At 31.6% G+C, this 14,548-nt stretch carries 13 protein-coding genes; 12 read left to right on the top strand and 1 reads right to left on the bottom strand.

Annotated elements, in window-relative coordinates; genetic code table 11:
- Positions 1-19: 19 nt before the first annotated feature.
- Genes ACZLXV_RS02695 through ACZLXV_RS02670 form a run of 6 tightly spaced genes read left to right on the top strand, consistent with a single transcriptional unit; the run spans position 20 to position 8,676 of the window.
- Positions 20-1,858 (top strand): motility associated factor glycosyltransferase family protein, encoded by a 1,839-nt coding sequence (locus ACZLXV_RS02695; RefSeq protein ID WP_482382420.1) that lies wholly within the window; start codon positions 20-22, stop codon positions 1,856-1,858.
- Positions 1,859-1,872: 14 nt separating this feature from the next.
- Positions 1,873-3,510 carry a motility associated factor glycosyltransferase family protein gene (locus ACZLXV_RS02690; RefSeq protein WP_482382419.1) on the top strand — a complete coding sequence of 546 codons (1,638 nt, stop codon included), beginning with the start codon at positions 1,873-1,875 and terminating at the stop codon, positions 3,508-3,510.
- Positions 3,511-3,562: 52 nt separating this feature from the next.
- Positions 3,563-4,282, top strand: coding sequence for an acylneuraminate cytidylyltransferase family protein (locus tag ACZLXV_RS02685; protein ID WP_482382418.1), 720 nt, complete (start codon positions 3,563-3,565; stop codon positions 4,280-4,282).
- A 34-nt stretch (positions 4,283-4,316) separates the two neighbouring features.
- Positions 4,317-6,143, top strand: coding sequence for a motility associated factor glycosyltransferase family protein (locus ACZLXV_RS02680; protein WP_482382417.1), 1,827 nt, complete (start codon positions 4,317-4,319; stop codon positions 6,141-6,143).
- Between the two features lie 18 nt (positions 6,144-6,161).
- The gene (locus ACZLXV_RS02675) at positions 6,162-7,655 is read left to right on the top strand and encodes an N-acetylneuraminate synthase family protein (RefSeq protein WP_482382416.1); all 1,494 of its coding nucleotides are present in this window, start codon (positions 6,162-6,164) and stop codon (positions 7,653-7,655) included.
- A 16-nt stretch (positions 7,656-7,671) separates the two neighbouring features.
- Positions 7,672-8,676, top strand: coding sequence for a GT-D fold domain-containing glycosyltransferase (locus ACZLXV_RS02670; protein ID WP_482382415.1), 1,005 nt, complete (start codon positions 7,672-7,674; stop codon positions 8,674-8,676).
- Between the two features lie 58 nt (positions 8,677-8,734).
- On the opposite strand, the gene ACZLXV_RS02665 is transcribed toward ACZLXV_RS02670, so the two are convergent.
- Positions 8,735-9,646 carry a class I SAM-dependent methyltransferase gene (locus ACZLXV_RS02665; protein WP_482382414.1) on the bottom strand — a complete coding sequence of 304 codons (912 nt, stop codon included), beginning with the start codon at positions 9,644-9,646 and terminating at the stop codon, positions 8,735-8,737.
- A gap of 218 nt (positions 9,647-9,864) precedes the next feature.
- Here ACZLXV_RS02665 and ACZLXV_RS02660 point away from each other — a divergent pair, with 218 nt between their 5' ends.
- The 6 genes from ACZLXV_RS02660 to ACZLXV_RS02635 are packed head-to-tail and all read left to right on the top strand — an operon-like array spanning position 9,865 to position 14,514.
- Complete coding sequence (locus ACZLXV_RS02660; RefSeq protein WP_482382413.1) at positions 9,865-11,091, top strand: CDP-glycerol glycerophosphotransferase family protein; 1,227 nt, start codon at positions 9,865-9,867, stop codon at positions 11,089-11,091.
- Between the two features lie 2 nt (positions 11,092-11,093).
- Entirely contained in the window at positions 11,094-11,786 is a 693-nt protein-coding gene (ispD, locus tag ACZLXV_RS02655) for a 2-C-methyl-D-erythritol 4-phosphate cytidylyltransferase (protein WP_482382412.1), read from the top strand.
- 19 nt (positions 11,787-11,805) lie between these two features.
- Positions 11,806-12,846 carry a galactitol-1-phosphate 5-dehydrogenase gene (locus tag ACZLXV_RS02650; RefSeq protein ID WP_482382411.1) on the top strand — a complete coding sequence of 347 codons (1,041 nt, stop codon included), beginning with the start codon at positions 11,806-11,808 and terminating at the stop codon, positions 12,844-12,846.
- 24 nt (positions 12,847-12,870) lie between these two features.
- Entirely contained in the window at positions 12,871-13,548 is a 678-nt protein-coding gene (locus tag ACZLXV_RS02645; protein ID WP_482382410.1) for a ribulose-phosphate 3-epimerase, read from the top strand.
- Positions 13,549-13,560: 12 nt separating this feature from the next.
- Positions 13,561-13,932 carry a hypothetical protein gene (locus ACZLXV_RS02640; RefSeq protein WP_482382409.1) on the top strand — a complete coding sequence of 124 codons (372 nt, stop codon included), beginning with the start codon at positions 13,561-13,563 and terminating at the stop codon, positions 13,930-13,932.
- A 6-nt stretch (positions 13,933-13,938) separates the two neighbouring features.
- Positions 13,939-14,514: an FkbM family methyltransferase gene (locus ACZLXV_RS02635; RefSeq protein ID WP_482382408.1), complete on the top strand. Its 576-nt coding sequence runs from the start codon at positions 13,939-13,941 to the stop codon at positions 14,512-14,514.
- Positions 14,515-14,548: the final 34 nt, after the last annotated feature.

The following is a 14,548-nucleotide window of genomic DNA, read 5'->3' as shown; positions in this document are numbered from 1 at the left end:
AGCTCGGAGGATTTTCATTATGTATTTAGAAAATAATATTAAAGAATTAAAAAACAAAAATCCGGAAGTTTGTAATGCAATTTTGGAAAATATATCAAAAGATGATTATAAAGAGATATCCAAAGAATTCAGGCTTGTTGATACCAAAGATGGAGATAAAACAGTAGAAGTTTATAGCGATAGTAGATTTGTGAGACTTAATAGTATATATAGCCCTGAAAGGGAAGCATTACATTGGACTAATAAGCTAAATAAAGTTGACAATATCACATCAGTTGTTATGTTTGGGATTGGAACAGGTGTTTTTTATAGGAGTATAAAAAAAGTATTAAACAGCTCAACCTATTTATTTTTATATGAACCGGATTTTGAATTGTTTTTGTTTTGTTTTAGAAATTTTGATATGACAGAAATGTTATCTGATGAGAGAGTATTTATTTATGTAGACAATGTTAATAGTAGTAGCTTTTTAAGTGACTTATCTGTTAAGTTAAATTGGGCTATGATATCTACGCAAATGTTATGTGTGCATCCTATATATGACAAGCTATATAATGAAAAGTATATTAAATTTGTTTGCGAGACAGAACAATTAAAAAATATGCTCAATGCAAGAAAAAATACATCTGTTATTTATGCAAAAAAATTTACTGTAAATGCAATTAAAAATTTGCAGTATGTAAAAGAAAGTAACTACATCGGCGAGTTAAAAGGAATAATTGATGAAAATATTCCGTTCATAATTGTTTCAGCAGGACCCTCACTTGATAAAAATATAGATGCATTAAAAATGGCAGAAAAAAAATCAGTTATTTTGGCAACAGACACAGCAGTAAAGTATTTACTGGCTCATAATATAGCTTTTGATGCTATAATAACTGTAGATGGAAGAAAGAGTGTAAGCCATTTAGCAGATGAGAGATGTGCATCATATCCGATATTTACGGTACCTGATGCAAAAAGTGAAGTATTAGAAAGGAATCATGGAAAAAAGATATGGATAAATGGTTCAGGATATTTACAAAATTTATATAGTAAATATGGTTGTTTATTTCCTGAATACAATTCAGGTGGTTCGGTAGCAACGGCGGCGTTTTGGGTTGCACAGGAAATAGGGGCAAAAAATATAATTTTAATCGGTCAGGATTTAGCTTTTAAAGGTGATAAGACGCATGCAGGAGACATTAAAAATCAATGCAGTGAATGGATTGAAGAAAAAGAAATTTATATTGATAGTATAAATGGAGATAAAATTAAGACAAGATATGATTGGCTTGGATATCTTAGATGGTTTGAGAATATGATAGTTCAGTCGGGAGAAAATATTAATGTAATTGATGCAACAGAGGGCGGTGCTAAAATTTCAGGAACAAGAATTATGAAATTAACTGAAGCAATAGATAAATATTGCAGTGAAAAAGTTGATTTTAGACATATATTAACTGAACTTCCGGCAACATTTGGAAATGAAAAATATAAGAGTGTACATCGTGATATTGAACATATAAAAAAGGAATTGGAATGTGTTTATGACAATTCAAAGACGGGAATTGCATCAGCAAATAGAATCTTGCAAATGTTTGAACAGAGCAAGATAATTCCAAAAAAAGTTGATATAAATATGAAAAAAATAAATGATGTACAAAAGAGTATACAAAAACAGAATATATATTTATTGTTAGATGAATATATATCTGCAGATATAGCTGACAGAATTGAAGCAGCTGCGAAAAAATATGATACTGAGAATGAAAAGCTATATGAAACAGCAAAGAGTATGGATGTTTTATTTAAGGCATTATTAAAAGCCGTTGATGAACTTATGCCTGTTTTATGCGAAACTTTGAAAAAAATTTAATAAGGGGAAAACAGATGTATGAAATTGTTTCATTGGTGGATGACTTAATCAGAGAAACATCGGAAATTCTGTATTATAGAAAAAAAGAAAGATATACAGAAATAGACGATGTTTTAGGTTTAATTTCATATAATTTAAGAAAACTTGATGAAAAAATAAGAGAATATAAGGACGAAACATTAGAAATTTTGTTTTGTGAAAATATACAAAATAAAGATTGGTTTGAACGAAGTTTTTTAAAAGGAATATGTAAAATAAAGGAATATATTTTAAATAATTATAATGTTAATCCTATTTTTTATTACGAAAAAAACTTAGAGAGTTTGAAGAGGAGAGATAAAGAGTTAAGTGAGCATATAAAAAACGAAGCCTATTATGTAGATAATAAGAAACGAAAATATGATTTGGAATGGAACAGGGTATTAGATGTTTCGTTGGCGATAGAGAGTGGTAATGTTGGGAAAATAAATATCTGTTCATTTGGAAATCCTTGGCAGGAAGCTATGCTTTATGCAGACGGAGTTGATGCTAAAACTGAAAAATGCATTGTATTTGGTTTTGGATTAGGATACCATATCCAGGAAATGGCAAAAATGCATCCTAATATGGATATATATGTAATTGAAAATGATATAAGACAGATAAACATAGCCGTGTGTTATAGAAATATTTTAGATATAATTAATAATGAAAAAATACATTTGATATATTGCAAAAATATATTGGATTATGCAGAAGCCATAAGAGATAACATCAATTATGAAGATTCTGTAGCAATGGAATGCAGGATGTGGATGCCGTCAATTAAAGCAATAGAGGATGAAGGGCTAAGGGAATTGCTTGAAAGATATAAGTTGACTTTTTTTTCTATGAAGTATTTTAAAGATATATTAGAAGAAAATTTTGAGCAGAATCAATTGTTGAATGATGAATATGTCACAAGTGTAAGGTATTTATTTGAGGGAAAGGATGTAATATTAATTGCTGCCGGACCTTCATTCGATTTAGATGTAGAGAATTTAAAGAAATTATTGAAATCCAGATTAAGAAGTGAAATTTGTGTATTATGTGTCGGAAAGATGTGCAGAAGGTTAATAAAGGAGAAGATTATTCCGGATTTTATAATTATGACCGATGCCAATAAGAGCACAAAATGGCAGATAAGTGGTGTTGAAGAGAGTGGCATACCATTAATTTATATATCAACTGTTGCGTCAGATGTTGCAAGAGAATATAAAGGAAAAAGATATATAGCATATCAAAAGGATTTTGAAAAATCAGAGCAGGCAGCATTATCATGTGGATATCCGTTATTTGAAACAGGAGGGTCAGTGGCAACTTTTGCGATAGATATAGCGTTAAAATTTAAATGCAACAGACTTATATGTGTTGGTTTAGACATGGGATATTCAGGTGAAAAAACGCATGCCGGTGAAATAGGAAGAAAGCTTGTTAATAAGAACAGTTTTAGGCAGATTGAAGCTGTAGGTGGCGGAAAGGCATATACAAATAAAAATCTTGAGATATACAGAAAATGGATAGAAAAGAGAATATCAGGGGAAGAAGGAGTAACGGTAATAAATGCATCACATGGAGCGAGAATTAAGGGGATGCGAGAGCAGAATTTAACACAAATATATAATTTAAATTGAAATATATAGGTGAATATATCAGCAAAAAATAGTTGTGAAAGAAGGTGAAGATATGATTAACTGTAAAAAAGTGTTGGCTGTTATACCGGCAAGGAGCGGTTCAAAAAGTGTAAAAGATAAAAATATTCGTCTTATTGCAGGAAAACCAATGATTGCATATTCAATAGAGCATGCTTTAAATGCACCAAGTATAGATAGGGTTATAGTGAGTACCGACAGTTTAAAATATGCAGAAATTGCAAAAAGCTATGGTGCAGAGATACCGTTTTTGCGACCGGCGGAGTATGCGACTGATGAGGCACTTGATATTGATGTGTTTAAACATGCACTGTCATTTTTAGAAGAAAATGAAAAATATGTACCGGATATTGTAGTTCAGCTTAGACCGACATATCCTATAAGAAATATACAGGATATAGAGAATATGATAAAGTATTTGGAAGAACATCCGGAGGTAGATTCTGTAAGATGTGTTGCACCTGCAAAAGAAATTCCATATAAAATGTGGTTTATGAATGAAAAGTGTTTGTTAGAACCGATAATGAAAGACATACCTGAATGTTATAATATGCCCAGACAGAAGTTGCCAAATGTATATTATCAAAATGCATGTATAGATGTCTTTAGAGCAGAGGTTGTAATGAAAAAAAATTCTATGACAGGTGATGTTATAGCAGGATATAAAATGGAAGAAAATTTTGATATTGATACGGAAGAAGAATTTTTAATTGCAAGCAAAAAAATTGAGGGCATGGTAAATGTTGAAAAATGATTTTTAGCATTGATACATATTAGGAGATTGGAATATGCAATATATTAATAAAAATTTTCAGAATATGGAAGAATATCGACCTGCATTATATGAGAAAATAAAAGAAAAATATGATGCTGAAAAATTTAATTTTGACAGGTTTAACCTTGTTGAAACAAGAGACGGGAGCAAAACGGTTGAGATTATAGATGAAGGAAAAAAAATAAGATTAAATAGTATCTATAGTCCTAAAAAAGAAGCAGAAAGATGGATTAAACAGTATAATTTTGAACACATAAGTTCGTCAGTTGTAATGTTTGGAGTTGCAAATGGAATTTTTGCAAATACGATTCTTGAAAATACAAAAGATGATGCAGTAATTATTTTGGTAGAGCCGGATATAGAACTTTTTTTGTATTGTTTAGAAAATTTTGATTTTGAACAAATACTATCGGATAGTAGGGTACATCTTTTTATAGATACAATAAATGATGATAATTTATACTTTGGTTTTTTTGATTATATAAGTGATGCAATGCTACCAAATCAGGTAATTTGCATATATCCTGGAATGGAAAAATTGTATAAAGCTAAAGCGAGAAAGTTTTTAGATACAATCGAGAAATGTTATAGTGTAGAGTTATCTTTGGCATTTGGGTCACAGGATATATTTAAAATGGGTATTATAAATTTGTTAAAAAATCTTCATTTTATTAAAGAAAGTAATTATCTGACAGAATTTATAGGAAAAGTACCTGACAATGTTCCTGTTATTATTGCAGCTGCCGGACCATCTCTTGACAAAAATATCGACGAACTAAAAAGGGCAGAAGGAAAGGCTTTTATAATAGCAACAGATACAGCGGTCAAGTCATTTATATCTCATAATGTACATTATGATGTAATAATAATAAAGGATGCGAGGAAAAGTATATCACATTTATCTGATGAGCGTTGCTTTAATCATCCTATTATTGCTGATATTAAAGCAAGAAACAGCATTTTGGAAATGAATCACGGCAGAAAAATATGGAATAACACTTCGGATTTTTTATGTAATTTATATTCAAAATATGGATTGGGATATACATCATGTATGCTTGGCGGTTCTGTAGCAACAGACGCATTCACTGTAGCTGAGATAATAGGTGCGAAAAGAATAGTGTTAATAGGACAGGATTTAGCATATGCAGGGGAATATACACATGCAAATGGAGTTGCTAATCATGTTTATGATGAAATAAATGGTGTAGTAGATGTTGAGGATATTTATGGAAATATGATAAAATCAAGAGGTGATTGGGTAGATATGCTTGACTGGTTTAAATCTGAAATAGCAACGCTTAATGGAAAAATTGACGTGATAGATGCAACAGAGGGTGGTGCTAAAATACAAGGAACCAGGATTATGAAATTATCAGAAGTAATTGATAATTATTGCACCGGACAATTTGATTTTGATATGTTGTTGAAGAGTATGCCAGCGACATTTTCTGCCGAAAAATATTCACTTGTTAAAAATGATTTGTTAGACCTAAAGATAGAATTAAATGAAATAACTGAGTGTGCAAAAGAAGGAATTGAGATTTCGGATTATATGCTATTGAATTTAGAAACACAGAGTAGAGATGAAGTAAGGAAAACAATGGCAGCCATAAAAGAAAAAATTGATTTTATAGAAAAGCAGTTTGTATATATAATCATTAGTGATTATGTTGAAACAAGAATGAAAAACAGCATATTTAAGATTAATATGTTATCTCAAAATGACGAAGAAAATATTAGGATGTCATATGAATTGTCAAAAAATGCTTTCGAGGCAATTTTGGAAACAGTAGATTTTGCAATGCCGATTTTAGAAGAAGCATTGGAGAAAATATAAGGAACGGAGGCTAATGAATTGAGCAGATTATTTAATGATTTATTTATTTTTGAGATGGCAAACAGCCATCAGGGTGATGTGGAGCATGGAAAAGATATTATTCATGAGATGGGTAAAATTGCGAGAAAGTATAATATAAATGCTGCAGTAAAGCTACAGTACAGAAATCTTGACAACTTTATACATCCCGATTATGTGAATAGAACTGATATTCCTCATGTGTCAAGATTTATGAGTACAAGACTTACATATGAGCAGTTTACGGAACTTGTTGATGCTATCAAGGAAGAGGGAATGATAGCAATGAGTACGCCATTTGACGAGGATGGTGTTGACTGGTGTATGGAACAGGGGATAGATATCATAAAGATTGCAAGCTGCAGTGCTCTCGACTGGCCATTGATTGAGAAAGCAGCATCTACAGGCAAACCGCTTATTATATCTACAGGTGGAAAAACATTATCAGATATAGACAAGCTTTATAATTTCTTTTCTCACAAAAAATGTGATTTTGCATTTTTACATTGTATTGCAGAATATCCGGCACCGGCGGATCATCTTCAGCTTGATTTTATTGACCGCATGAATAAAAGATACAGAGACATTACAATAGGATATTCAGGACATGAAGACCCAGATGATAATACTGTTGCAATGCTTGCGGTAGCAAAAGGTGCAAAGATACTTGAGAGACATGTAGCACTGCCGACAGAAAAATATTCGATAAATGCATATTCTATGACACCTGCTCAGGCAGACAAATGGGTAGAGGCTTCAATTAAAGCAAAGACCATATGTACTACAAAGAAGGAAAATGACAAATATGTAAGTCAGGCGGAGATAGATTCTCTCAATTCTCTTATGCGTGGAGTTTATCTTAAACATGACGTCAAGGCAGGAGATACTATAGGAATTGAAGATGTATTCTTTGCAATGCCATGTCAGGAAAAACAGATGAACAGCGGAGAGTTTAACGACGGAATAGAAGTGTCAAGAGATTATGCAGCTAATGAGGCACTTTTTGAGACAAGGCATATTACACCGACAAAGCTTGCAAGAAGTATTATACATGATGCAAAGGGTATGCTTTATGAAGCAGGAATTGCACTTGGTGATGATATCGAGATAGAACTTTCTCATCATTATGGAATGAAGAACTTCAGACAGACAGGAGCCATTATTGTAAGTGTAATAAATAGAGAATATTGTAAGAAACTTTTGATAGTCCTTCCGGGTCAGAAACATCCTATGCATATGCATAAGATAAAAGAAGAGACATTCCAGCTTTTATATGGAGACCTTGAGATTGTTCTTGATGGCGAGAAGAAGGAACTTAAAGCAGGAGATGTACAGACTGTTCTTCGTGGACAGAAACATGCATTTACATCAAGAAACGGAGCAATATTTGAGGAAATTTCAACAACACATATAAGAAAAGATTCTTATTATGATGACCCAAAGATAAGTAAACTTGATCCTATGGAGAGAAAGACGATATTACGTAACTGGTAATAATAAGGGGATTTTAATGGATGAAAGAAGAGTTTTTGAATTAGCTAAAAAGGTAGCAAATTGTGAAAAAGTCAATAATATGCTTGTTGAGTCAATACAGACTTTGTCCGAGGCATATAACATGCTTTTATCGGAAATGGATTGTTTTAAAAAGAATGTAATGTATGAAGTGACTGACAAAAGGCTTGAAAAAGATTTGCTTGATGTACCAACGGTATTGTCCTGTGATGCGACATTGGATGAACTTTTAAAAGGAAAAAAGTCGCTGTGCAGGTTCGGTGACGGTGAATTTGCATGTATTTCAGGAAATCTCAGGGCAAAATTTACTACAACATACAGTGAAAGACTTGCCAAAAAACTGTTGGAAGTTTTGGCGAGTGATGATGAGAATATAATGATTGCCATAGCGGATAATTATGGAAGTCTTGAGAAATACTCAGAAGCTTCAAAACGAGAGATAAGAAGTTATATGGCAAGCGGAGCAAGAAAAGAGCATATTGTACTTTTGGATTTGCATAGAGCATATTATAATACTTATGTGACAAGACCATATATTACATTTGCAGATGCTTTTACTGATGGACCTAAAAATAGATTTGACAAGCTTAAACTTATATGGAAGAACAGAGATGTTGTGCTTATAGAAGGTGTATACACACGATTTGGAGTTGGAAATGACCTGCTTTCAGGAGCGAAGTCTGTTACAAGAATATTAGGACCGGCAGTAGATGCGATAAATAAATATGATGAAATATTTAAAGCCGCCATGCAGGAGAAAGAGGATGCATTATATCTTCTTGCACTTGGACCTGTCGCTACAGTCATGGCATATGATTTGGCAAAAACAGGAAGACAGGCAGTTGATATAGGACATTTGGATCTTGAGTACGAATGGTTTTTAAGAGGAGAGGGTGTCAGAGTACCGGTGCCATATAAATATGTAAATGAGATAGCTGGTGGAGAGAATGTTGAGCAGATACATGACGAAAAGTATGAGAGTGAGATAAAGATATTAGTATAAAAAATCAGGTTATATAATATTAAAATAGTTATTATATAACCTGATTTTTTTAATAAAATTATTTATCTACAACTGCGAATAGAGTATCGGCTTGCTTGTTTTTTATTAAAGAAGCTATATATTCTTTATTTAATGCATCTGTTATCAATGTCTTATAGACAGAACTCTGGCGTCCACTGGGTCTGCCGTCAGATAACCAGTATAAGTTATTAGAAAGATTGTACCGCTGTATCTGTCTTATTTTATAATTTGAAAAATTGCAATTGTCAAAAATATATTCAAGTCCTTTTTCATTATAATTAAAAATGTGTGCTTTTTTATAATAGTGTTCTATAAATGGACGGCATCGGAATGTTTTTAACATTACATCGTCAACATTAGGAACCTCAATGTAAATCTTTCCGTTTTCATTTAATAACTGTTTTAAGTTTTTGAGAAAATCAATTGGTTTCTCGATATGTTCTAATACATGGAACATAAAAATTTTATCAAATTTGGTTTCAAAGTCTTCAGGATCTTTGGCTACATGAATATTGTATTTTGCAAGTCTGTCTTTTATATAAGCTCTGGCTTTACTGTCCCATTCGGTAGCATATACATCTTTTGCATAATCAGATATAGCGGCAGTAAAATATCCGACAGAAGAACCTATTTCAAGAATTGTATCATTGACCGATAAGTCATTTTTAACTCGTTCGGTTCTGAGTTTTGCTTCGGATAAGAAATTATTGAATACTTTATCCAGTTCGGTATAGTCGTAATAATCAGCAGTATGCACTTCTTCTCTGAAAGTGCCATCGTAATATTCTGATAAATCTTGAGAAGGGAGCGGATACATAAAATGTGTTTCACAATTTTTGCATTTATACATTTTACATGAATCATCAGTGATATTTCGTATTTTATAATCTTGTAGTTCAACTTCAGCGCATCCGCAGAGTGTACATTTAATATTTAAATTGTCAAGCATTTCAACCTCCATGTCGAGTATAACACAATTATTTGGTTATATATGTGTATATATACCAATATTTATATCGGCATATATAAAAAAAGATGTAGGAGAACTGGAAAAAATTAGTTTGCATATGGGATTAAACATAATGAAAAAAATGTCGATATATATATTAAACAGAGTAGCAGGGAAGCTGTAAAAAGACAAATGAACATTTCATGGAGGAAATAGTAATGATTATCAAGATAACTGATAGACTAAAATATTGGGGACAGTTGTTACTGTTGCCGGTCTATTGGTTATCTTTTTTAGTGCCACGAAATAAAAAGATATGGCTATTTGGCAGCACATTTGGAAGAAGATTTGCAGATAATCCCAGATATTTGTACTTGTATGTAAGTCAGCACAAAGAAGAATTGTCGATTAGACCAATTTGGATTTCGCATAATGAAGATATTGTCAGGATGTTGAATGCGGAAGGTTATGAGGCATATATGTATCATAGCTTGAAAGGAATCTGGTATGCTTTGCGTGGAAAGGTCTATTTATTTGATAATTATTCAAAAGATATAAATTTTTGGCAAAGTGGCGGTGCGATGAAAGTAAACCTTTGGCATGGTACAGGAAACAAAAAGGCGAATCATGACAATATGTTTGATAAATTCAGGCATCCACAAAATATATGGGAAAGATTTATTACGTTTCCACGTAGAATATCAGACGAGAAACCACATCATTATACACTAGCTACATCAGAACCATTAGCTGACATAACAACATCAGCTTTCAATACGACACTAGAGCATGTTATAATAGATGGCTATCCAAGAATGGATGCAATATTAGGAGAAAAGATAGTTAATGTTTATACAACTGAAGAAAAATTAAATTTGGCAAATATTAAAAAATGGAAATCAGAAGGAATGGTTATTGATTTTTATATGCCAACATTTAGAGAATCGGAAAGCAAATTTTTTGAAGTAATGGATTTGCAAAAATTTAATGACTTTTTAAAACAAAATAATATTGTATTTGTTTCAAAGCTTCATCCAAAATCAAAAATGCATGAAAAATTTAGCAAATTAAAATATTCAAATATATATAATGTTACGGCAGAAGTTGACCCTTATACATTTTTAGAATATGTTGATTTGCTGACTGTTGATTATTCATCAGTATATTCAGAATATATGCTTTTGGACAGACCGGTAGTATCATTTTTCTATGATTATAAAGAATATTCTGAAAATACAAGGGTAGGATATGTATCATTTGATGAATATATGCCTGAGGAAAGAGCTTTTGATATGGAACAGCTTATGGAAAAGACTGTTTTAGTTTTAAATAATGATATACATAGAAAAGACAGAATAAAATCAAAAAATCGTATGTGGAAATACCAGAAAGCTGGAGCATGTAAGAGGCTTGTAAAAAAAATTGAAAAGATAGAGGAAAATTAAGTATGAATTATGCAATTATACTTGCTGGTGGAAGTGGAAGCAGAATGAAATTAAAAAGTATACCTAAACAGTATTTGAAAGTAAATAACAGAGAGATTATTGCGTATGCGATAGAAAAATTTCAGAATCATAGTCAGATAGATAAGATAATCGTTGTAGTAGCGAATGAATGGAAAGAACACGTGGAAGAAGTAGTAAAAGAAGAAAAATTTACGAAAGTGGTAAAGTATGCTTTAGGAGGAGCATCAAGACAAATGTCAATTTATAATGGGTTGAGCGTGGTTAGAAGTCAAGCAGAAGAAAATGATATTGTGATAATACACGATGCAGCTAGACCGTGTGTTGATGAACAAACTATAACGGAGTGTATAGAAGCAACAAAGAGCGGAGATGGTGCAATGCCGGTTATAACAGTTAAAGATACGATATATTTAAGTGAAAATGGAGAAAAAATAGATAAATTGTTAAATCGTGATGAATTATATGCTGGACAGTCGCCAGAGTGTTTTAGATTTGGGAAATATATTAAAATACATGATAGGATGACAGAAGATGAGATTAATTTAGTGAGGGGAAGTAGTGAAATCGCCTTTAAGGGCGGAATGGATATACAGATGATTAAAGGTCATGAATCAAATTTTAAGATAACAACAATGGAAGATTTAGATAAATTTAAGTTGCTTATAGAACACTAGAGTAAGGAAGGTAAAGTCAATGAAAGCTTATTTGCTACATGGAATAAATGATTTAAGATATCAAGATATTGATATACCAAAGATACCAAAAGGATGGGTTTTAGTAGAAGTTAAGGCAGCAGGTATATGTGGTTCAGACATTCCGAGAATATTTGAAACTGGAACCTATTATTTTCCGACAATTCCTGGACATGAATTTTCAGGGATTGTTAAAAAGATGTCTGATGATAGTGAAGAGGATATGGTGGGAGAAAGAGTTGGAGTATTTCCGCTCATCCCATGTGGAAAATGTGAATGTTGTGTACAAGAAAAATATGAACTGTGTAATAATTATGATTACTTAGGCTCAAGAAGAGATGGAGGATTTGCAGAATATGTTTTGGTGCCTGAGTGGAATCTTATTGAAATACCTGAAAATGTATCATTTGAGGAAGCTGCAATGTTGGAACCGATGTCTGTAGGAATACATGCTTTAAGGCGAATAGGGGGGAAAAAAATTTCAAGTATTGTAATATATGGACTTGGTCCGATAGGTATGATGATGGTGCAGTGGGCGAGAATACTTGGTATAAAAGATATTTATTTGGTGGGAAATAAAGATGCTCAGATGCAAACAGCAGGTAAATTAGGATTTGAAAATATATGTGATGCATCAAAGAAAAATCCTGTTAACTGGATTATGGAATTGACAAATGGTCATGGGGTTGATGTAGCGGTAGAAGGAGTGGGAGCTAATAGTGTATTTTCACAGGCTTTAGAAAGTGTTAAAGCTGAAGGAAATGTTTTAATCGTAGGAAATCCAAAAGAAGATTTATCACTTGATAAGAAAATATTTTGGAAAATTCATCGTAAACAGCTAAAAATTTATGGTTCATGGAATTCAAGTTTTACCAAAAAGAATGATGATGATTGGCACAAATCATTAGAAGTATTAAGTAGTGGGAAAATGCAAGTTAATGATTTGATTACTCATAAATTAGAATTTAATGATTTGTTTAACGGATTAAAAATAATGAAAAATAAAAAAGAGTATTCATGCAAGGTAATGATTGTTAGATAAAAACATATTAAAGAGGAAGAATTGATGAACAGACAACTGGAAAATGGGAAAATATCTGCATCGCTAATGTGTTTAAGATTGAAAAAATTGGAAGAAGATATTCGTATATTGGAAAAAGAAAGTGTTGAGTATCTTCATATAGATGTAATGGACGGTGAATTTGTTCCAAATTTTGGGCTTGGAATTGATTATATAAATGGAATTAGGGAAATGACTGACATTCCTTTGGATTTTCATATGATGGTAACAAGACCGGAAGAAAAAATAGAATGGCTGAAACTTAGACCACAGGATCAGATTTCAATACATTATGAAAGTACAATACATGTGCAACGTACATTAGTAAAAGCTAAAACTTATGGGTGTAAAGTATTTTTAGCAATTAATCCTGCAACGCCTATATATTGTGTTGAAGAAGTATTGGATTACATAGATGGAATTACGGTTCTTACAGTCAATCCGGGTTTTGCAGGACAGCGTATAGTAAAGAGTTGTGTCCCAAAAGTAAAAAAATTAGAAACATTTCTCAAACAAATGAGTTATCCGGAACTAACGATAGAAGTTGATGGAAACATTAGTTTTGAAAATGGAAAATTACTTAGAGAATTAGGCGCAGATATTTTTGTCGCTGGAAGTTCAAGTATATTCAATGGAGAAAATTTAGCGGAAAATATTAGAAAGTATCGTAGACATATACAATAGAAAGGACTAATAGTGAGATATACGAAAAAAGTTAAATATGAAGAATTGAGAGAGAAGTATGATTATATTATTGGGTGGGGAACACCTAAAAATGAATTTAAAAGCAGATATAATCCTTTTATGTACAAGCTCGATTTTGTTATAAATGGTCAAAATCGAGATGTTGGCAAAATAATTTGCGGTATAAAGGTTTATGGAATTGATAAATTAAAAGAAGTTGAGGAAAGTAAAGTTTGTGTAGTTATAGCACCAAATATTGAGTATGAAATTATAAAACAGATAGAAAAATATATTCCAGGTGCAGATACCATAGTTGCTAGATTAGTTGAAGCAGAAGAAAATGAAAATACATATTCAACTGATTGTGAAGATATTATAATGTAAGATATTATGAAAAAATTAGGATATGAGAAGTTCACATATATGGATATAGGTGTATGCCATCCAGTTATACGCAATAATACATATTTGTTTTATGAAAATAGTAAATCAAAAGGTGTATTGGTAGAGCCGAATCCGCTTATGGTCGAATTGATAAAAGAGTATAGACCAGAAGATAAAGTGATTGTATGTGGAACCGGTGGAAAAAATGATGAAACATTAAGATATTATTATAGTAAAAGTACGCCAGGGTTAAATACTTTTAAAAAAGAAATAGCAAAACAGAGAAATATATTGGATAATTATTGCGAAATTCCTATTAGAAATATAAATGAAATCATAGAAGAAAACTTTGAAAGTTTTCCGGATGTTATTGATATAGATACCGAAGGTATGGATATAGAGATTTTGAAAAATATTAATTTTAATAAATACAAAATTAAAATAATCTGTATAGAAAATGATAGTGAAGAAGCATTAGATTTTTTGCAGAAAAATAATTATATACATTGTATGACAACTAAAGAAAATAATATTTTTGTATTAGAAGAAGAATTAAACAAATATAAAGAATGTGAGTATTAAAAAATATTAATAAATGTAGGAAGAAAAAATGACA

The organism is Butyribacter sp. (genome assembly GCF_056818865.1).
This window is presented reverse-complemented; position numbering and strand designations above follow the sequence as displayed.

Excerpts from the sequence above, each read along its gene's own strand:
- ACZLXV_RS02695 (WP_482382420.1), top strand. The coding sequence starts at position 20 with ATGTATTTAGAAAATAATATTAAAGAATTAAAAAACAAAAATCCGGAA.
- ACZLXV_RS02690 (WP_482382419.1), top strand. The coding sequence starts at position 1,873 with ATGTATGAAATTGTTTCATTGGTGGATGACTTAATCAGAGAAACATCG.
- ACZLXV_RS02685 (WP_482382418.1), top strand. The coding sequence starts at position 3,563 with ATGATTAACTGTAAAAAAGTGTTGGCTGTTATACCGGCAAGGAGCGGT.
- ACZLXV_RS02680 (WP_482382417.1), top strand. The coding sequence starts at position 4,317 with ATGCAATATATTAATAAAAATTTTCAGAATATGGAAGAATATCGACCT.
- ACZLXV_RS02670 (WP_482382415.1), top strand. The coding sequence starts at position 7,672 with ATGGATGAAAGAAGAGTTTTTGAATTAGCTAAAAAGGTAGCAAATTGT.
- ACZLXV_RS02665 (WP_482382414.1), bottom strand. The coding sequence starts at position 9,646 with ATGCTTGACAATTTAAATATTAAATGTACACTCTGCGGATGCGCTGAA.
- ACZLXV_RS02660 (WP_482382413.1), top strand. The coding sequence starts at position 9,865 with ATGATTATCAAGATAACTGATAGACTAAAATATTGGGGACAGTTGTTA.
- ispD (WP_482382412.1), top strand. The coding sequence starts at position 11,094 with ATGAATTATGCAATTATACTTGCTGGTGGAAGTGGAAGCAGAATGAAA.
- ACZLXV_RS02650 (WP_482382411.1), top strand. The coding sequence starts at position 11,806 with ATGAAAGCTTATTTGCTACATGGAATAAATGATTTAAGATATCAAGAT.
- ACZLXV_RS02645 (WP_482382410.1), top strand. The coding sequence starts at position 12,871 with ATGAACAGACAACTGGAAAATGGGAAAATATCTGCATCGCTAATGTGT.
- ACZLXV_RS02635 (WP_482382408.1), top strand. The coding sequence starts at position 13,939 with ATGAAAAAATTAGGATATGAGAAGTTCACATATATGGATATAGGTGTA.